Source organism: Aliiroseovarius sp. YM-037 (assembly GCF_048060095.1).
In the GTDB taxonomy this organism is placed as follows: Bacteria; Pseudomonadota; Alphaproteobacteria; order Rhodobacterales; family Rhodobacteraceae; genus JBLUOA01.
Window position 1 is genome coordinate 201,097 of the sequence record NZ_JBLUOA010000003.1, and the last position, 19,535, is coordinate 220,631.

19 protein-coding genes are annotated in these 19,535 nt (G+C 59.4%); 16 read left to right on the top strand and 3 right to left on the bottom strand.

Going from position 1 to position 19,535, the window contains the following annotated elements; translation table 11 throughout:
- The first annotated feature begins 18 nt into the window (after window positions 1–18).
- Window positions 19–477: an SRPBCC family protein gene (locus tag ACEWPJ_RS14225; protein ID WP_416513771.1), complete on the top strand. Its 459-nt coding sequence runs from the start codon at window positions 19–21 to the stop codon at window positions 475–477.
- Here the strand turns inward: ACEWPJ_RS14225 and ACEWPJ_RS14230 are convergent.
- The gene (locus ACEWPJ_RS14230; RefSeq protein WP_416513772.1) at window positions 474–1,307 is read right to left on the bottom strand and encodes a prephenate dehydratase; all 834 of its coding nucleotides are present in this window, start codon (window positions 1,305–1,307) and stop codon (window positions 474–476) included. The genes ACEWPJ_RS14225 and ACEWPJ_RS14230 overlap by 4 nt on opposite strands.
- A 130-nt stretch (window positions 1,308–1,437) precedes the next feature.
- Here ACEWPJ_RS14230 and ACEWPJ_RS14235 point away from each other — a divergent pair, with 130 nt between their 5' ends.
- From ACEWPJ_RS14235 to fnrL, 6 genes are all read left to right on the top strand, one after another.
- A complete protein-coding gene (locus ACEWPJ_RS14235) occupies window positions 1,438–1,944 on the top strand; it encodes a c-type cytochrome (protein WP_416513773.1) in 507 nt (168 codons plus the stop codon).
- A 176-nt stretch (window positions 1,945–2,120) separates the two neighbouring features.
- The gene (locus ACEWPJ_RS14240; protein ID WP_416513774.1) at window positions 2,121–4,040 is read left to right on the top strand and encodes an extracellular solute-binding protein; all 1,920 of its coding nucleotides are present in this window, start codon (window positions 2,121–2,123) and stop codon (window positions 4,038–4,040) included.
- A gap of 19 nt (window positions 4,041–4,059) precedes the next feature.
- The gene (locus tag ACEWPJ_RS14245; RefSeq protein WP_416513775.1) at window positions 4,060–5,136 is read left to right on the top strand and encodes a microcin C ABC transporter permease YejB; all 1,077 of its coding nucleotides are present in this window, start codon (window positions 4,060–4,062) and stop codon (window positions 5,134–5,136) included.
- On the top strand, window positions 5,136–6,242 hold the full coding sequence (locus tag ACEWPJ_RS14250; RefSeq protein ID WP_416513776.1) for an ABC transporter permease: 1,107 nt from the start codon (window positions 5,136–5,138) through the stop codon (window positions 6,240–6,242). The genes ACEWPJ_RS14245 and ACEWPJ_RS14250 overlap by 1 nt, the downstream gene beginning before the upstream one ends.
- Window positions 6,239–7,855 carry an ABC transporter ATP-binding protein gene (locus ACEWPJ_RS14255; RefSeq protein ID WP_416513777.1) on the top strand — a complete coding sequence of 539 codons (1,617 nt, stop codon included), beginning with the start codon at window positions 6,239–6,241 and terminating at the stop codon, window positions 7,853–7,855. The genes ACEWPJ_RS14250 and ACEWPJ_RS14255 overlap by 4 nt, the downstream gene beginning before the upstream one ends.
- 127 nt (window positions 7,856–7,982) lie before the next feature.
- Window positions 7,983–8,729 (top strand): transcriptional regulator FnrL, encoded by a 747-nt coding sequence (gene fnrL, locus ACEWPJ_RS14260; RefSeq protein WP_416513778.1) that lies wholly within the window; start codon window positions 7,983–7,985, stop codon window positions 8,727–8,729.
- Window positions 8,730–8,767: 38 nt separating this feature from the next.
- On the opposite strand, the gene ACEWPJ_RS14265 is transcribed toward fnrL, so the two are convergent.
- Window positions 8,768–9,607 (bottom strand): universal stress protein, encoded by an 840-nt coding sequence (locus ACEWPJ_RS14265; RefSeq protein WP_416513779.1) that lies wholly within the window; start codon window positions 9,605–9,607, stop codon window positions 8,768–8,770.
- Between the two features lie 201 nt (window positions 9,608–9,808).
- Between ACEWPJ_RS14265 and ccoN the strand changes: the two genes are divergently transcribed.
- From ccoN to ccoS, 9 genes are all read left to right on the top strand, one after another.
- Entirely contained in the window at window positions 9,809–11,410 is a 1,602-nt protein-coding gene (gene ccoN, locus ACEWPJ_RS14270; protein WP_416513780.1) for a cytochrome-c oxidase, cbb3-type subunit I, read from the top strand.
- A 14-nt stretch (window positions 11,411–11,424) separates the two neighbouring features.
- Window positions 11,425–12,150, top strand: a complete 726-nt coding sequence (gene ccoO, locus ACEWPJ_RS14275) for a cytochrome-c oxidase, cbb3-type subunit II (protein WP_416513781.1) — start codon at window positions 11,425–11,427, stop codon at window positions 12,148–12,150.
- Between the two features lie 9 nt (window positions 12,151–12,159).
- Window positions 12,160–12,360, top strand: coding sequence for a cbb3-type cytochrome c oxidase subunit 3 (locus tag ACEWPJ_RS14280; protein ID WP_416513782.1), 201 nt, complete (start codon window positions 12,160–12,162; stop codon window positions 12,358–12,360).
- The gene (gene ccoP / locus ACEWPJ_RS14285) at window positions 12,357–13,259 is read left to right on the top strand and encodes a cytochrome-c oxidase, cbb3-type subunit III (RefSeq protein ID WP_416513783.1); all 903 of its coding nucleotides are present in this window, start codon (window positions 12,357–12,359) and stop codon (window positions 13,257–13,259) included. Before ACEWPJ_RS14280 ends, ccoP begins: the two co-directional genes overlap by 4 nt.
- A 336-nt stretch (window positions 13,260–13,595) precedes the next feature.
- Window positions 13,596–14,498 (top strand): LysR family transcriptional regulator, encoded by a 903-nt coding sequence (locus tag ACEWPJ_RS14290; RefSeq protein ID WP_416513784.1) that lies wholly within the window; start codon window positions 13,596–13,598, stop codon window positions 14,496–14,498.
- Window positions 14,499–14,571: 73 nt separating this feature from the next.
- Entirely contained in the window at window positions 14,572–16,002 is a 1,431-nt protein-coding gene (gene ccoG / locus ACEWPJ_RS14295; RefSeq protein WP_416513785.1) for a cytochrome c oxidase accessory protein CcoG, read from the top strand.
- The gene (locus ACEWPJ_RS14300) at window positions 15,999–16,457 is read left to right on the top strand and encodes a FixH family protein (protein ID WP_416513786.1); all 459 of its coding nucleotides are present in this window, start codon (window positions 15,999–16,001) and stop codon (window positions 16,455–16,457) included. The genes ccoG and ACEWPJ_RS14300 overlap by 4 nt, the downstream gene beginning before the upstream one ends.
- 1 nt (window position 16,458) lies before the next feature.
- Entirely contained in the window at window positions 16,459–18,648 is a 2,190-nt protein-coding gene (locus tag ACEWPJ_RS14305; RefSeq protein WP_416513787.1) for a heavy metal translocating P-type ATPase, read from the top strand.
- Between the two features lie 5 nt (window positions 18,649–18,653).
- Window positions 18,654–18,812 (top strand): cbb3-type cytochrome oxidase assembly protein CcoS, encoded by a 159-nt coding sequence (gene ccoS / locus ACEWPJ_RS14310; protein WP_416513788.1) that lies wholly within the window; start codon window positions 18,654–18,656, stop codon window positions 18,810–18,812.
- A 6-nt stretch (window positions 18,813–18,818) separates the two neighbouring features.
- Here ccoS and ACEWPJ_RS14315 read toward each other — a convergent pair whose 3' ends face one another.
- Window positions 18,819–19,508 (bottom strand): fumarylacetoacetate hydrolase family protein, encoded by a 690-nt coding sequence (locus ACEWPJ_RS14315; protein WP_416513789.1) that lies wholly within the window; start codon window positions 19,506–19,508, stop codon window positions 18,819–18,821.
- Window positions 19,509–19,535: the final 27 nt, after the last annotated feature.

A 19,535-nucleotide genomic window follows, 5' to 3' on the forward strand; every position in this document is an offset into this window, starting at 1 on the left:
GCGAAAACGGGCGGGCATATGAAATTTTCGACACGGGAAGATATTGCGGCACCTATCGATCACGTGTTTCGTGCCGTGTCTGATTTCCGTGTGTTCGAACGGGCCGCGCTGCGCCGGGGTGTTGCGGTCGACCGAATGGAAACCCTGACCCATCCGGACGCTGAAATGGGTTGGACGATCAACTTTACCTATCGCAAGAAACCGCGTCAGATTTCGGCGGAACTGGTGCGCTATGACCCGCCCAACGTCTTGATGTTTGAAAGCTATGCGCCGGGGATTACGGCACTTGGATTGATTGAGCTTGTGGCCCTGTCACGTCAGCGCACCCGGTTAAGCATGTCGGTCGATATGCGCCCGACCTCAATCGGGGGGCGGTTGACGATCCAGTCGCTGAAATTGACCAAGACCAAGCTAAATCAGAAGTTCAAGAACCGCGTCGCGAAGCTGTCCGATCAGATCGAAAGCAGCGCGACCTAGCGCCGCTTTGTATCCGCCGGGTAAACGCCAAGCAGCGAAATCTGCGACGTGAAGTATTCGAGCTCTTCCAGCGCGAGTTGGACATTCTTGTCGTCCGGGTGGCCTTCGATATCGGCGTAGAACTGCGTGGCAGAGAAGATACCGTCGACCATGTAGCTTTCCAGCTTGGTCATGTTGACGCCGTTCGTCGCAAAACCGCCCATCGCCTTGTATAGCGCGGCTGGAATGTTGCGAACACGGAAGACGAAGCTGGTCATCATCCCGGCATCGCCCCGGCGTTTCAGGTCAGCCTCGCGCGACATCACAAGGAACCGGGTGGTGTTGTTGCCCTGATCTTCGACATTGCGGGCAAGCACATCCAACCCGTAGATTTCCCCCGCAAGTTCCGACGCCAGCGCGGCTTGCGAGGCATCGCCATCCTCCGCCACCATCTTGGCGGAACCTGCGGTATCGGCCCCGGTCACGCGATGGATGCTGTTTTCGGCCAGAAAGTCGCGGCATTGGCCCAGCAAGACCGGATGGCTGACGGCGGTTTTGACATCAGACAGGCGCGTGCCGGGAACCGCCAACAGGTTGATGTGAACCCGAACGAACGCTTCGTCGACGATATGCAGGCCGGAATTCGGCAAAAGGTGGTGAATGTCCGCCACACGCCCATAGGTCGAGTTTTCGACCGGCAGCATGGCAAGTTCGGCATCGCCCTTACGCACGGCTTCGATCGTGTCTTCAAACGTGCGGCAGGGCAGCGCCTCAAGATTCGGGCGGGCCATTCTGCACGCTTGATGAGAGTATGCGCCCAGCTCTCCCTGAAAGGCGATTTTGCCTGTCATGTTCCGTTTCCCCCCGGTTTTTTTGCACAAAAGGCAATTGGTCGCGGTAACTACACCTTGCACCATGACAGGGGAAGCGGATAGATACCCCAGAAATTCGAACAACATGGAACGCGACATGTTCGACACAATGACAGTTACGAAGATCATCGGCGGCTTCTGCGGCGCCTTCCTCATTTTCCTGCTTGGCGGCTGGGCGGCGGAGTCGCTGTATCATGTCGGCGGTGGCGGGCATGGCGAAGAGCATAGCGAAGCCTATCCCATCGAAGTTGCCGAATCCGGCGACGCGGGCGAGGTTGAAGAAGGCCCCGATTTTGCAACCGTTCTGGCCGAGGCTGACCCAGCAGACGGCGAAGGCGTGTTCCGCAAATGCGTCGCATGTCATTCGGTCGCTGCGGGTGAAAACAAGACCGGTCCGCATCTGGCCGCAGTCGTCGGCCGCGATATCGCTTCGGTTGATGGGTTCGGCTATTCCGGCGTTCTGGACGGCATGGAAGGCGACTGGACGCCCGAGGCGCTGAGCGACTTCCTCGAAAACCCAAAAGGTTTTGCGCCGGGCACCGCGATGAGCTTTGCCGGCCTCAAGAAAGTCGACGACCGGGCGGATCTGATTGCCTACCTGCAAACATTGAACTGACCGATCTGACACGGAATAAAAGGCCGTTCCCCGCGTGGGAGCGGCCTTTTTTCATGCCAATAAGGGAAATTTGGGCGAAATCACCACCAGATCACGGAATATCAACTTGATTGTTGACCACTCCAATCTAGGCTGGCGAACAACTAGGTTGTTTGAACACACCACGGAGGTTTCGCATGAACAGTCGCACCACAACCCAAGCCGTGCAAAAAGCAGATCGAACCGGCTGGTCCCTGTTGGGGCTGATGCTGGTCATCGCAACGGTTCTGAGTTGGGGATTTGCGGCCCGCGCAGATGAGGATATGACCCGTGCGCATGGCTATAACTTCTTCGGAGAGTTGAGCTATCCCGAGGATTTTCCGCATTTCAGCTATGTGAACCCCGAGGCGCCGAAGGGCGGTGAAATCTCTCTCTGGGCGTCGGGGACGTTTGACTCTCTGAACCCCTATTCGCGCAAGGGCCGCGCGGGCCGGTATTCCAGCATCATGTATGAAAGCCTGCTCGATACATCCGGTGCGCAGGATCAGTATGCGGAATATTACGGGCTGCTGGCCGAAAGCCTTGAATATCCTGCATCGAAGGAATGGGTGATCTTTCATATGCGGCCTGAGGCGCAGTTTTCCGACGGCACTCCTTTGACAGCGCATGACGTGGTCTTCAGCCACAACCTGTTTTTAGAACAGGGCCTTCCGTCCTACGCGCAGGCCGTGTCAAAACGCGTTCTGTCCGCCGAGGCGCTGGATGATCACACCGTCAAATTCACCTTCGCGACGGACCTAGATTCCCGCCGCAGCCTGATTGACCAAGTCGGCGCGACGCCAGTGTTTTCCAAGAAATGGTATGAGGAAACCGGAGCGCGGATGGATGAATCGCGGCTGATCACAAGCCCCGGTTCCGGTCCCTACATGCTTGATAATTTTGAGGTCAGCCGACGGATTGTCTACCGCCGAAACCCGGATCACTGGGGTCGCGACTTGCCGATCAATATCGGACGACACAACTTTGATACCATCAAGGTCGAATATTTCGCTGATGATGCCGCCGCGTTTGAGGCCTTCAAGGCCGGGATTTATACGTTCCGGGTCGAAAATTCATCGAAGAAATGGGCGTCGGGCTATGACTTCCCCGCGATCAGCAGCGGTTTCGTCATTCGGGAAGAGTTGCCGAATGGCAATCCGCCGACGCCACAGGGCATCGTCTTTAATCTTGCCCGACCGCAGTTTCAGGATTCGCTTGTTCGGCAGGCGCTGACGCTGGCTTATAATTTCGAGTGGACGAATGAGACCTTGCAATACGGGCTGTTCAAACACCGGGAGTCCTTCGTTCAAGATACGCATTTGCAGGCGATGGGCGTGCCGGAAGGGGCGGAGCTTGAATTGCTCGAAAGCCTCGGCGACCTTGTTCCGCCAGATATGCTGACCGAGCCTGCGGTGGGCGTTCACACCTCAAACGCGCGACTGCCGGCTGACCGCCGCAACCAGCGCCGGGCGCTCGCTCTTCTGCAAGAGGCGGGCTGGACCATTGATTCAAGCGGTAAACTCCGCAATGCGGACGGGCAGCAGATGAAGGCGGAGTTCCTTCTGCCATCCAACGGCTCCGACACGATGAGCGCGTTTGTCGATGCCTATGTGCAGAACCTGCAAGCGCTTGGAATTGATGCGATTGCAGACAAGGTTGATGCGTCGCAATTCACCTTGCGTCGGCGGGATCGCGACTATGATCTAATCGTCGGCAGCTATGACTCCTTCCTTGGAGCAGGCACCGGCCTGCGCCAGCGGTTCGGGTCCGGTGAGGCTGAGTTCAGTTTGTTTAATCCGGCAGGCATTGCCAGCCCGATGATCGATGCGATCATCACCAAGTCGCTGGAATCCAAAACCCTTGAAGATCAGGACGTCGCCCTGACCGCGCTTGATCGCGCGCTGAGGTATGAACGGTTCATGATTCCGACCTGGTATAACGACAGCTATTGGGTGTCTTACTACGATATGTATGAACACCCGGAGGAGCTTCCGGCATACGACCTCGGGGTGCTGGACTTCTGGTGGTATAACGAAGAAAAGGGCGCTGCTCTGCGCGCCGCTGGCGCGTTCCAATAACAAGAAGAAAGCAGGCAAGATGGGCGCCTATATCCTCCGGCGATTGTTGCTGATTATCCCGACGCTGCTTGGGATCATGGTCATCAACTTCGTCCTGATCCAGTTCGTCCCCGGCGGCCCGATCGAACAGGTGCTCGCCCAGCTTGAAGGGCAGGGCGACGCCTTCGGAGGTTTCGCCAGCGGTGGTGATGGCAGCGAGGCGATTGGCGAAGAAGCCTATATCGGCGCCCGCGGTCTGCCGCCCGAATTCATCGAACAATTGGAAAGGGAATTCGGCTTTGACAAGCCACCGCTGGAACGGTTCCTGAACATGATGTGGAACTACATGCGGTTCGATTTTGGCGAAAGCTATTTCCGATCCGTCGGGGTCATTGACCTCGTGATCGAAAAAATGCCGGTGTCGATCACGCTGGGGCTGTGGTCCACCTTGATCGCCTACCTCGTGTCGATCCCGCTGGGTATCCGCAAGGCGGTGCGCGATGGATCGAAGTTCGATACGTGGACCTCGGGTGCCATCATCGTCGCCTACGCGATCCCCGGCTTCTTGTTCGCGATCCTGTTGCTGGTGCTGTTCGCTGGCGGGTCATACTGGAAGGTCTTTCCGCTGCGCGGCCTTACCTCGGACAACTGGGCCGATCTCAGCATGATCGGCAAGGTACTCGACTATCTCTGGCACATCACGCTGCCGGTTCTGGCGGGGACGATTTCATCGTTTGCGACGCTGACGCTGCTGACCAAGAACTCCTTCCTCGACGAAATCAAGAAACAGTATGTGGTGACGGCGAAGGCCAAGGGCCTCAAGGAAAATCGCGTGCTTTATGGCCATGTGTTCCGCAACGCGATGCTGATCGTTATCGCGGGGTTCCCGTCGCTATTCGTCGGAGTTTTCTTTGGTGGATCGCTGATTATCGAAACGCTGTTCTCGCTCGACGGACTGGGGCGACTTGGGTTTGAGGCGGCGGTCGAACGCGACTATCCCGTTATGTTCGGAACGCTTTATGCGTTCGGGCTGCTGGGGCTGCTGGTCAATATCCTGTCGGACTTGATGTATGTCTTTATCGATCCCCGGATTGATTTTGAGGCGAGGAAAGTCTGATGGCGCTCTCCCCCCTCAACCGTCGCCGCTTGCGCAATTTCCGCCGAAACAGCCGGGCTTTCTGGTCGCTGATAATCTTTTCGGTGCTGTTCGGCCTGTCGCTTTTTGCGGAGTTCATTGCGAACGACAAACCTATCCTCGTCAAATATCAGGGCGAGCTTTATATGCCGGTCTTCAATTTCTACCCCGAAACGGCGTTCGGTGGTGATCTGCCGATTGAGGCGGCCTACGCTTATGAGGACGTGCAGTGCCTGATCGTGACCGGCGGGCTTGAGGAATGCTGGGACGATCCCGAAGGGCTGCTGACCGACGCAGAGGACGGCGTGGTCGCGGGTGAGCAGATCGATAAAGGCTGGCTCGTCTGGCCGCTGATCCCCTATTCCTATCGCACCGTGGTCGATATTCCCGGCGCTGCCCCGTCTGCGCCGGATGGCAACAACCTGCTCGGCACTGACGACACCAAACGCGACGTCTTGGCGCGGGTGATCTATGGGTTCCGCCTGTCGATCGTCTATACGATTATTGTGACGTCGGTTGCATCGGTGATCGGCGTGATTGCAGGGGCATTGCAGGGATTTTTCGGCGGCTGGCTCGATCTGATTTTTCAGAGGTTCTTGGAGATATGGGGCGCGATGCCGTCGATCTATGTCATCATCATTCTGTTCGCCATTCTTGGGCGAGGGTTCTGGATACTTGTCGGGATAACGATCCTGTTCGGCTGGCCCGCTTTGGTCGGGGTTGTCCGCGCCGAATTCCTGCGGGCGCGGAACTTTGAATATGTCCGTGCCGCGCGCGCGCTGGGCGTGTCGAACTGGACGATCATGTTCCGCCACATGCTGCCAAACGCGATGGTCGCGACGCTGACGTTCCTGCCGTTCATCATCACGGGCACCATCGGCACGCTGGCAACGCTGGACTTCCTCGGCTTCGGGTTGCCGTCATCTTCTCCCTCACTCGGGGAACTCACGCTGCAGGCCAAGCAGAACCTTCAGGCGCCGTGGCTGGGGTTCACCGCGTTCTTCGTCTACGCCATCATGCTGTCGCTGCTGGTCTTCATCTTTGAAGGCGTGCGCGACGCCTTTGACCCCAGAAAGACCTTTCAATGACGCAAGTTCTGGATGTCAAAGACCTGACGGTCAGTTTTCGGCAGGACGGGCAATTGATCGAAGCGGTCAAGCATGTGTCCTTTACCGTCGGCGAAGGCGAAACCGTTGCCATCGTCGGCGAAAGCGGGTCGGGCAAATCGGTGTCAGCACTATCGACCGTGGGCTTGCTGCCGGAAAGCGCTGAGGTTTCGGGCTCCGTCACCTATAGCGGCGCACAGATGATCGACGCGGATGAGGCAGAGCTTCGCCGCGTGCGGGGCAACGATATCAGCTTTATCTTTCAGGAGCCGATGACGAGCCTTAACCCGCTTCACACCATCGAAAAGCAGTTGGCCGAAAGCCTGCTGCTGCATCAGGGGCTAAGTGGACGCGAGGCGCGCGAGCGTATTATTCAACTGCTTGATCGCGTCGGCATTCGGGATGCGGAAAGCCGCCTTTCCTCATATCCGCACCAACTGTCCGGTGGGCAGCGGCAGCGGGTGATGATCGCGATGGCGCTGGCGAACGGCCCGGAGCTTTTGATTGCGGATGAACCAACGACAGCGCTCGACGTGACAATTCAGGCGCAGATTCTTGAACTGCTGGCCGAACTCAAGCGCGAAGAAAGGATGAGCCTTCTGTTCATCACTCACGACCTTGGCGTCGTGCGCAAGATCGCGGATCGTGTCTATGTCATGCAGAAGGGCGAGATCGTCGAAGAAGGGCCAACGGAAGAGATATTCAGCAATCCGCGTCACCCTTACACACAAAAACTGCTGGGAGCAGAGCAGACCGGAACACCCGATCCCGTGCCGGACGGCGCCGAGGAAGTCGTGCGCACCGAAGACCTGCGCATCTGGTTCCCGGTTCAACGTGGCCTGTTGCGCCGGACGGTCGGGCATATCAAGGCGGTGAACGCGGCGAGCGTGTCTGTGCGGCAGGGTGAAACGCTTGGCATTGTGGGCGAAAGCGGGTCGGGCAAAACCACGCTCGCGCTCGCCATCATGCGGTTGATCCGGTCCGAGGGGCCGGTGGTGTTCTTTGGGCGGAACATTCAAGGCGTCGGCGGGCGCGATCTTCGTGGGTTGCGGCGCGACATGCAGATCGTGTTTCAAGACCCCTACGGCTCCCTCTCTCCGCGGATGTCGGCGATGCAGATCATTGCCGAAGGGCTGGGCGTGCATGGCATGAAACCGGGGCAGAACCTGCGCGATCTGGTGGCTGACATCATGGTTGAGGTCGGCCTCGATCCCGACGCGATGGACCGCTATCCGCACGAATTCTCCGGCGGGCAGCGCCAGCGAATCGCCATTGCGCGGGCGATGATCCTGCGACCGAAACTGCTGGTGCTGGATGAACCGACATCGGCGCTGGACATGACTGTGCAGGTCCAGATTGTGAAGCTACTACGCGATTTGCAGAAGAAATACGGGCTGGCCTACCTTTTCATCAGCCACGACCTGAAGGTCGTCCGCGCCCTCAGTCACAAGGTTGTGGTGATGAAGGAGGGCGACGTGGTCGAAACCGGCCCGACAGAGCAGGTGTTCGATGCGCCGCAGACAGAATACACCCGCGCCCTGATGGCCGCGGCGTTCGATTTGCGTGCTGTGGAAACCACCGCCGTCAGCCAGTAATCCATCCGAAAATCCCACACGCGGCAAAACGCCGTCGGCACACACGTTGCGATTGGGGGGTGGTTCACATACGTTACTGGGGAATGTATCCGAACCTTTAGATACAGACACGCGCGCACAGGACACCATGACCGTACTAGACTTCAAACTAGCCTCTCGCGGGTGCGATGATTGCCCGATCCGGCACCGTGCCGTCTGCGCGCGGTGTAACGCAGATGAATTGGCAGAGCTTGAGCGGATCAAATACTATCGCAGTTTTGAGGCGGGTCAGACCGTTGTTTGGGCGGGCGATCAGATGGATTTCGTCGCGTCCGTGGTCAGCGGAATCGCGTCGCTGTCGCAAACGATGGAGGATGGGCGCACCCAGATGGTTGGGCTGCTGTTGCCGTCTGATTTTGTCGGGCGGCCCGGGCGTGGGATCGCGGCGTTTGACGTGACCGCGACGACAGATCTGGTGATGTGCTGCTTCCGCAAGGCACCGTTTGAAGAATTGATCCGCTCCACCCCGCATATCAGCCAGCGTTTGCTGGAGATGACACTCGATGAACTCGATGCCGCGCGGGAATGGATGCTGCTGTTGGGCCGCAAGACCGCCCGCGAAAAGATCGCGAGTCTTCTGGCGATCATCGCCCGGCGCAATACGATGCAATCCGACCTTTCAGGGCTGCGTCAGGTGCATTTCGTGCTGCCCCTGACGCGGGAGGCGATGGCCGACTACCTTGGCCTGACGCTGGAAACGGTCAGCCGTCAGATGTCCGCGCTAAAAAAGGACGGGGTGATCGTTCTGGATGGGATGCGGCAGATCACGGTCCCCGATTTCGACCGGTTGATGGACGAAACCGGCGATGACACGGATGGCGCGATTCTGAGTTGACGCGACCCAGCCCCAAGGTGGGGCCGGGCCTTGCCGACTTAGTGCGCCATCAAGACCGGCACTTCGGCCATTTCAAGCATGTCGCGGGTTGCACCACCAAGAATCGCCTCGCGGAATCGGGAGTGGCCATAGGCGCCCATCACCAGCAACTCCGCGTCAAGATCACGCACGTGCCGGGTCAACACATCCGCGACCCGTGGCATCGTCTTGGCAAGGACGGAGATCTCGGCCGTCACCCCTTGCCGCGCGAGCATCTGCGACAGCGCACCACCGGGGTCGGACCGGTCCGGGCCGTGGGTTGGCGGATCAATCACTGCGATATTCACAAAATCGGCGCCTTGAAGCATCGGCAGGGCGGCGCGAACGGCGGCAAGCGATTCGGCGCTTTCGTTCCATGCGATGGTGACGCGGCGTGGCGCGATGGGGGCGGTGTTGTTCGGCGGAATTACAAGGACAGGCGCATTACCTTCGAACATCGCGGCTTCCATGATGACCTCGTGTTCCTGCCCGCATCCTTCGCCGTAAGGCTTTGGCAGCACGACCAGATCACTGAACCGGGCGCGATGGGTCACGACCCGCGTCACGCCGACCATTTGGGTTACGACGGTTTCGCAGGCCCAGCTTATATCCTCGGCCTTTAGCTGCGCGCGAACCTCTGCTTCAAGCTCTTCCGCCGCTTTCTGCGCTGTCTCAAGCGCGTCTTGCTGGATCAGCACATTCGCGCCGCCGTAGTAGTAGCCCATCTGCGTGCGATCAATGCCGAGGCACTGCACATCGAGATGAGAATCACCCGCCCGCGCAAGGTCAATCGCGCGGGTCAAAGCCGTGCCGCAGGTGTCCTTGTCGGTCGTGATGGTAAGCAGGGATTTATACGCCATTGTCCTACACTCTTTGTTCATTAGGCTTGCAGGATATTGGACACAATTCTGGGTTGCTTTGATGTCGATCAAAAGACAAACACGACCTGCATTTTGACATGGATCAAGGCGGCGAGTGGCGATGTCTTCCATACGACACGCAGACAGGACAATTCCGCACGCCGATCTGGGTCGTGGCGGAAAAGACGAAGGGACGCGTTAATGATGAATTATATCAAGCTGATTGTGCTTGGTCTGATCGCGCTATGTGCTGCGATTGCGGCCAACTATGCACGTGATCTTGGCTATCAGGTCCATGCACTGATCGTGATGTTGGTCGCGGGTGGCATGTTCCTGTGGACGCTGCGCAATACTGATGAACCTGTGAAGGTGTCTGCCAGCGCGGCTTACATGGATGATGTTATCCGCGCCGGTGCAATCGCCACGGCGTTTTGGGGCGTTGTCGGTTTCCTTGTCGGGACGTTCATCGCGTTCCAACTTGCCTTTCCGGCGCTGAATTTCGAATCCCTACAGGGTTTTGCAAATTTCGGACGGCTTAGACCACTGCACACCTCTGCGGTGATTTTTGCGTTTGGCGGTAACGCGCTGATCTGCACGTCCTTCTACGTTGTTCAACGCACCTCGGCCGCGCGGCTTTGGGGCGGCAACCTCGCCTGGTTTGTGTTCTGGGGCTATCAGCTATTTATCGTTCTGGCGGCGACCGGTTATCTTTTTGGTTCCACCCAGTCCAAGGAATACGCGGAGCCTGAGTGGCACGTTGACCTGTGGCTGACCATCGTCTGGGTCGCTTATCTGGCGGTCTTCATGGGCACGATCATCAAGCGGAAAGAAAAGCACATCTACGTCGCGAACTGGTTCTACCTGTCCTTCATCGTGACGGTCGCGATGCTGCATGTTGTGAACAACCTTTCGATCCCGGTGTCGATCTTCGGGTCGAAGTCGGTTCAGGTCTTCGCCGGTGTTCAAGATGCGATGACGCAGTGGTGGTATGGCCATAACGCGGTTGGGTTCTTCCTGACGGCGGGCTTCCTTGGCATGATGTACTACTTCGTGCCAAAGCAGGCGGAACGCCCGGTCTACAGCTACAAACTGTCGATCATCCATTTCTGGGCGCTGATCTTCCTTTATATCTGGGCGGGTCCGCACCATCTGCATTACACGGCGCTGCCTGACTGGGCCTCGACTCTTGGCATGGTGTTCTCGGTGATCTTGTGGATGCCAAGCTGGGGCGGCATGATCAACGGCCTGATGACGCTTTCGGGCGCTTGGGACAAGCTGCGCACCGATCCGATCATAAGGATGATGGTGGTCAGCATCGGCTTCTACGGCATGTCGACCTTCGAAGGGCCGATGATGTCGATCCGGGCCGTGAACTCCCTGTCGCACTACACCGACTGGACGATTGGGCACGTGCATTCCGGCGCGCTTGGCTGGAACGGTATGATTACTTTCGGCGCGCTTTACTTCCTGTTCCCACGTTTGTGGAACAAGACCGGGCTGTATTCGCTGAAACTGGTCAACTGGCACTTCTGGCTCGCCACCATCGGCATCGTGCTTTACGCGGCGTCGATGTGGGTCACCGGCATCATGGAGGGCCTGATGTGGCGTGAAGTGGATGCAAACGGCTTCCTCGTGAACTCGTTCGCGGACACGGTTGATGCGAAGTTCCCGATGTATGTCGTGCGCGGTTTGGGCGGGGTTCTGTTCCTCACCGGTGCATTGATCATGTGCTACAACCTCTGGATGACTGTCGTGCGGGGCGAGGCGAAAGCCGACGCCGCCGTCGCAGCGCCGGCTGAATAAGGAGGGCCGGACAGATGGCAATTCTCGACAAACATAAGGTTCTGGAAAAGAACGCCACGCTTCTGCTGGTCTTTTCCTTTCTGGTCGTGACCATCGGCGGGATCGTCGAAATCGCACCGCTGTTCTATCTGGAGAACACGATCGAAGAGGTGGACGGGGTTCGGCCCTATTCACCGCTCGAACTGACCGGGCGCGATATCTACGTCCGCGAGGGCTGTTATGTCTGCCATTCGCAGATGATCCGCCCGATGCGGGATGAGGTTGAGCGTTATGGCCACTACTCTCTTGCGGCGGAGTCGATGTATGACCGGCCGTTCCAGTGGGGGTCAAAACGCACGGGGCCGGATCTGGCCCGCGTCGGTGGCCGCTATTCGGATGAATGGCACGTAGATCACCTGCGCGATCCGCAGGCCGTCGTGCCGGAATCCGTGATGCCGAAATACGGGTTTCTTGAGGATAATCTGATCGAACCTGATCACATCGGCGATCTGCTTTCGACGCACGCCCTGCTTGGCGTCCCTTATACGGACGAGATGATCGAAACCGCCGCCGCGGATTTCCGGGCGCAGGCCGATCCAGACAGCGACTATGACGATATGCTGGAACGCTATCCCGGCGCGCAGGTCAGAAACTTTGACGGGCAACCGGGCATCTCCGAAGCGGATGCACTGATCGCCTATCTTCAAATGCTTGGCACGCTGGTCGATTTCTCGACCTTTGAGCCGGACGCGAACCGGTAGGGGGGCGACATGGATCTATACACCCTGCTCCGAGAATTCGCCGACAGTTGGATGTTGTTGTTCCTGTTCTGTTTCTTCATCGGCTGTGTGATCTGGGCGTTCCGCCCCGGCAGCCGCAAGACGCATCAGGACACCGCGAACATCCCGTTCCGGCACGAAGACAAACCCGCCAGCGATAGCGACGCGCAGATCAAGGAGGTGCGGTCATGACAAAGAAGCCGCAACCGAAAAAACAGGACCAAGATATCCCGACCACAGGCCATAGCTGGGACGGGATTGAGGAATACGACAACCCGATGCCGCGCTGGTGGCTGTGGACCTTCTACATGACGATCATCTGGGGGATCGGTTATACCATCGCCTATCCCGCGTGGCCGCTGATTTCCGAAGCGACGCCCGGTTTGCTTGGCTATTCGACCCGCGCCGAAGTGGCAGAGGAAATCCAGCGCTTTGAGGATGCGAACGAAGGCATCCAGACGCGGCTCGCCTCGACCGAACTGTCGGAACTGCCGAATGACCCTGAACTTCTGGCCTATGCCCAGAACGCCGGTGGCGCAGTATTCCGCACGTGGTGTGCACAGTGCCACGGGTCAGGCGCGGCGGGGGCCAAGGGCTATCCCAACCTGCTGGATGACGCATGGCTTTGGGGCGGCACGATGGAGGATATCTACCTGACCGTCAGCCACGGCATCCGGAATGAGGATGACCCAGACGCCCGCTGGTCCGAAATGCCCGCCTTTGGCGAGTTGCTGAGCGAGGAAGAGATCGCGCAGGTCGTGAACCACGTGCTGTCCATTTCCGGGCAGGACGCGGATGCGGAGCTCGCCTCGGCCGGCGCAACGGTGTTTGAGGAGCAATGTTCAGCCTGTCACGGCGAAGACGGCAAAGGCGACCGTTTCCAAGGCGCGCCCAACCTGACTGACGCGATCTGGCTATACGGCGGCGACGCCGAGACATTGACCGAGACAGTAACGAATTCCCGCTTTGGCGTCATGCCAAGCTGGACGACCCGATTAAGCGAAGCCGACATTCGCGCCGTTTCCGCTTATGTTCACCAGCTTGGTGGTGGTGAAGCCCCCGAAGTGGCCGAAGAAGAAACGGCCAACTGATACATACGGTTCCGGGGGCTTCGGTCCTCGGGATGGCACCGGCACCCCGTCCTGTTCGCGCGTTTCCTGGGGGCCGGTGCTACATTTTCTAGAGCTTCTCCGGGTCGATGCAAGTGGTCCGCCTGTTCCGCCAGGGCCACCGCGCCCTGTTTTTTCGTTCATGGCTCAGCACGCTTCGCACCTTGATGCAGGGGGTGCGCGTCGCGATCATGAAAGTTTTTGCGTAGATATCAAGCATGGGATCATCCTTTCCATGTGCTTCTGACCCTTAATATTGCTATTTTTCGGGTTTCATGCGACTCAGGAATTCTGCAGATATGTAAGTTGGGGTTACATATGGATTGGATGACCTTGCCATCGCTGAACGCGCTGCGCGCCTTCGCGGCCTTTGCGGAGCACAAATCAATGTCGCTCGCCGGGCAGGCATTGAATGTCAGCCACGCCGCCATCAGCCAGCAGGTGCGTTCGCTCGAGGATCACCTGGGCACAACGCTCGTTGATCGTCGACAAAAGCAGCTGGAGTTAACCGCAGAGGGCGCGCAGCTTGCCGAGGCGCTCGCGCTCGGTTTTGGGGCGATTGAACGCGCGGTGAACGTTTTGACGGAGGCCGACGCAAACCGGCCCTTACAAATCTCCGCGACGCCGGGTTTCGTGTCTGTCTGGTTGATGCCACGGCTGTCGGATTTCTGGCACCAGCACCCCGATATCGACATGATGGTGAACCCCACGCCGGAACTGATCGAACTGGAACCTGGTGGAATTGACGTTGCGATCCGCTTCGGGGCCGGGCACTGGCCGGGCTTGGAGGCTGAGCCGCTTTTGGAAACATCGCTGGTTGTCGTTGCGGCCCGGTCACTAGTCGGAGAGGCGGAGATCAGCGATCCGCTCGACCTTCTGGAATATCCATGGCTTCAGGAGCTTGGCACGACTGAATCGACCGATTGGTTTCACCAACACGGCGTGACAAAGGAACGCACGAAAGGGCTGGTCCAGATGCCCGGTAATCTCGTGCTGGAAGCGGCCCGCGCGGGGCAGGGCGTGGTGATGACAGCGATGACGTCCGTGGCCGCGGATATTGCCGCCGGACGCCTGCGCCTTTTGTTCGAAGATAAACGCGATACGGCCTACTATATCGTCACCAGACCCGGCACCCAACGCAGGCCCGTAAAGCTGTTCGTGAACTGGCTGAAACGGCAAAGACTGCGGCAAATGCTTCCCTTGGAATCAGGCGAGAGTTGACTTAGGTCAATGCCAATGCGTCCCACCCCTGCCAGAAGGGCACAGACGCGCACAGGATGACCGGAGAGATTCCGTGAACACTCAAGACACCCCACCGTCGCTATACGCGGCCAGAGAGCCCGTGTTTCCACGGCGTGTTTCAGGCAAATTCCGCAATCTCAAGTGGTGGATCATGGCGGTCACGCTAGGCATCTACTACATCACCCCGTGGATTCGCTGGGACCGCGGCCCGAACCTGCCGGATCAGGCGGTGCTGGTCGATATGGCAAGCCGCCGGTTCTTCTTTTTCTGGATCGAGATTTGGCCGCATGAATTCTATTTCATCGCAGGTCTGTTGATTATGGCGGGGCTTGGCCTGTTCCTGTTCACCTCGGCGCTGGGACGGGTGTGGTGCGGCTATGCCTGCCCGCAAACGGTCTGGACGGATCTGTTCATCCTCGTCGAACGCTGGATCGAGGGCGACAGAAACGCCCGCCTGCGACTGCATCGACAAAAGAAATGGGATTTCCGCAAGGCGCGGCTTCGGGTGACGAAATGGGTCGTTTGGCTGCTGATTGCCATCGCGACGGGCGGCGCGTGGGTCTTTTACTTCACCGATGCGCCGACCTTGCTGCGCGATCTATTCACCTTGAATGCCCACCCGGTTGCCTATTCGACCATCGCCGTTCTGACCGCTACGACTTTTGTGTTTGGCGGCTTCATGCGCGAACAGATTTGTATCTATATGTGCCCGTGGCCGCGGATTCAGGCCGCGATGATGGACGAAGATACTTTGGTCGTCGCCTACCGCGAGTGGCGGGGGGAGCCGCGCGGCAAGCATCGTAAATCCGAGGGCGCGGATGAGCTTGGCGATTGCATTGATTGCATGGCCTGCGTGAATGTCTGCCCCGTCGGAATCGACATCCGCGACGGGCAACAGCTTGAATGCATCACCTGTGCGCTGTGTATCGACGCCTGTGATGACGTGATGGAGAAGATCGGCAAGCCACGTGGCCTTATCGACTACATGGCGCTGAAAGACGAAGAGGCCGAGCGTGCGGGCCACCCGCCCAAGCCGTTGATGAAGCACATTTTGCGGCCCCGGACGATCCTTTACACGACGCTGTGGTCGCTGGTTGGGGTTGGCTTGTTGTTCGCGCTGTTCATCCGCTCTGACATCGACGTGACGGTCGCGCCGGTGCGGAACCCGACTTTCGTGACTTTGTCCGATGGATCGATCCGCAACACCTACGACGTGCGGATGCGCAACAAACACGGCGATGATCGCCCGTTTGAAATCACCATGACGTCTGAGGCCGATCTTGAGATTTCGCTGGAAGGGCAGGATGATTTGGTTGTCGAGGTGCCCGCTGATACGCTGAAGTTGCAGCGGGTCTACGTGACGGCCCCGGCAGGCTCCGAAGCTGCGACCACCGCACGGAGCGAGCTGCGGATATGGGTGGCGGACACAACCAACGATGACCGGGTCCATGCGGACACCGTCTTTAACGGGAGAGTGCAATGACCACCAAACCCCTGACCGGCCGCAAGGTCTTTGCCATCGTGGCAAGCGCATTTGCGGTGATTATCGGCGTGAACATCTTCATGGCCTACAGCGCAATCAACACGTTTCCCGGGCTTGAGGTTGGCAATTCCTATGTAGCGAGCCAGTCGTTTGACGCCGATCGCGCGGCGCAAGAGGCGCTTGGCTGGACTGTTTCCGCGACGGTTGAGGGGGATGAGCTGATCTTGTCCGTGACCGATTCCGAAGGGCTGCCCGCCGCGATCGACGGGATGACCGCAACGCTTGGCCGCGCGACCCATGTGCGCGACGATCACACACCCGAGTTCACCCGTGAAGGCGGCGTTTACCGCGCGCCGGTTGATCTTGCGAGGGGCAACTGGAACCTGCGGCTTGTTCTGATTGCAGAGGATGGAACCGAATTCAAACAGCGTATCGCCCTCCGGGTGAAAGGATAAAATGTCCGACGTCGCGTATCCCAGCCCGTCTGCTTGCCCGGCCTGCGCCGCGGCACCCGCTGCGGAACGGCTGGCGGAAGCGGCTGAAGCGCGCGATGCTCGTATCCTTCTGTCCCTGCCGACGATCCACTGCGCGGGCTGCATTTCGGCGGTCGAACGCGGGCTGACCGCGCATCCGGGCGTTCAGTCGGCGCGGGTTAACCTGACGCTGAAACGCGCGAGCGTTGAGGCAGCGCCGGATGTGACCTCTGACGCGCTTGTCAGTCTGCTCGACGGTTTGGGGTATGAAGCGCATGAGCTTGATCCCGGCACCCTCAGCGCGACCGAAACCGACCGTGTGGGCCGCGACCTGCTGATGCGTCTGGCCGTCGCAGGGTTCGCGATGATGAACGTCATGCTGCTGTCGGTCGCTGTCTGGTCTGGCGCAGCGGATGCGACACGCGACCTGTTCCACTGGATTTCGGCGGCCATTGCCCTGCCGACCATCGCGTTTTCTGCGCAGCCGTTCTTCCGTCATGCGTGGACGGCGCTTTCGGTGCGGCGGCTGAATATGGATGTGCCGATCTCCCTCGCGATTATCCTCGCGGGTGGGATGTCGCTTTACGAAACCATGCAGTCCGGTGAACACGCTTATTTCGATGCGGCACTGTCGCTGACGTTCTTCTTGCTTGCGGGGCGCTACCTCGATCATCGGACCCGCGCCGTCGCACGATCCGCGGCCGAGGAGCTGGCGGCGTTGGAAGTGCCGAGGGCGACCCGAATTGATGGCGCGGATGAAGTGACCGTTCCGATTGCGGAGCTAGCGGTCGGCGATCTGGTCAAGGTGCGACCGGGCGGACGGATGCCTGTTGACGGTGTCATTGCCAGTGGCAGTAGTGAGGTTGATCGCTCGCTCCTCACCGGGGAAACCTTGCCGATTTTTGCGAGCGAAGGGGCGACGGTCAGCGCGGGCGAGGTCAACCTGACCGGGCCACTTACCGTGCGCGTGACAGCGGCGGGGGAGGCGACATCGCTGCACCGGATGGCGGACCTTGTCGCGATGGCCGAAAGCGCGCGCAACCGCTACACGTCGCTGGCGGACCGGGCCGCGCAGATCTACGCGCCGGGAGTGCATTTGCTGGCGTTTGTCGCGTTTATCGGTTGGCTTTGGGCCACGGGCGGCGACGTTCGGCTGGCGCTGAATATCGCGGTGGCGGTGTTGATTATCACCTGCCCCTGTGCGCTGGGGCTCGCGGTTCCCGCGGTGACGACAGCGGCCTCTGGCCGGTTGTTCCGTCAGGGGATGCTTATCAAACACGGCACGGCGCTAGAGCGTTTGGCGGATGTTGATACGGTTGTGTTCGACAAGACCGGAACGCTGACAGAAGGCCGGCCGGTTCTGACCAACCTGGATGATTTTGACCGCGATACACTTGGCATCGCACGCGCGATTGCCGAAGCGTCTTCTCACCCGCTGGCACAATCACTGGCGGGGGCGGCGCGCGACGCCGGGGTAGAACCTGCGACGCTTGACGACGTGCGTGAGGTTCCGGGATACGGCATCGAAGCGCAGCTTGCGGGGCAAACCGTGCGGCTTGGTCGGGCGGAGTGGGTCGGGGCCACCCCTGCCGCGCAGACGGCGACATATCTGGTGATCGGGGATGACGCGCCGCTGGCCTTTTCCTTCACTGACCAGTTGCGCCCCGGCGCGGCTGAGGCTGTGGCAGCCCTGAAATCGCAAGGCAAGGACGTGCGCCTGATCTCGGGCGATACGGAGGCGGCTGTGCTGGACCTTGCCGCGCGGGTCGGGATCGACCAATGGCAGGCGGGGGCGTTGCCGCAGGACAAGGCGAACGCGATTGATACGCTGGCGTCATCCGGTGCGCGGGTGCTGATGGTTGGTGATGGCCTGAACGACACGGCGGCGCTGGCAGCGGCGCATGTTTCGATCTCTCCGGCCAGCGCGCTTGATGCGGCGCGGGTGGCGTCGGATATCGTGCTGCTGGGGTCCGACCTGTCGCCGCTCGCGGATGCTGTCACGACTGCAACCAAAGCGACGCGTCGGATCAAGGAAAACTTCGCAATCGCCGCGCTTTATAACCTGATCGCGGTTCCAATCGCGCTGTCGGGCTTTGCCACACCGCTAGCGGCGGCCTTGGCGATGTCGTTCTCATCCATTACCGTATCGCTGAACGCGCTTAGGCTAAGGTAAAGCTGATGGAGATGCTGGCCTATCTGATCCCGATCTCGCTCTTTCTGGGCGGGCTCGGGCTTGCCGGGTTCTTCTGGGCGCTGAAATCTCGCCAGTTCGACGATCCCGAAGGCGATAGCCATCGCATCCTGTCAACCGATTGGGACGATGAACCGAAACCATAGCGGCCCCTATTTATAGCTGATTTCGACCGCACCCAGCCCCGCGATTTCAACACGACACACGTCGCCCGACACGAGCGGCCCAACGCCCGCCGGGGTGCCGGTATAGATCAGATCGCCGGGCGCGAGTTCGACGAAACCCGACAGGTAGGACACGACGAACGGCGCGGGCCAAATCATCTCGGTTATATCGCTTTCCTGACGGGTTTCGCCGTTTACGACGCAGGTGATGCGGGCAAATTCGGGATGACCCACAACGCTTGCCGGGTGGATCGCACCGCATGCGGCGGATTGGTCAAAGCCCTTGGCCATGTCCCAAGGACGCCGCGCCGTTTTCGCGGCGGATTGCATATCGCGGCGGGTCAGATCGTTGCCGGGTGCGTAGCCCCAAATGTGCGATTGCGCGTCTTCGACGTCGATATCCTTGCCGCCTTTGCCGATGGCAACGACCAACTCAGCCTCATGATGCAGGTTTTCAGTCCGCGCGGGGTAGGGGAGCGTCGTGCCATCCCCGACCAGTGCATCCGCCGGTTTGGTAAAGAAAAACGGCGGTTCTTTTTCGGGATCATTGCCCATTTCGCGGGCATGTTCGGCGTAGTTCCGACCAACGCAGAAAATCCGGCGCACCGGAAAACGGGCATCACTATCGGCAACGGCGACAGAGGGCGTCGGTGCGGGCGGAAAGACGTAATCGGTCATCGAAATCTCCTTGTCCACTTCATGCCC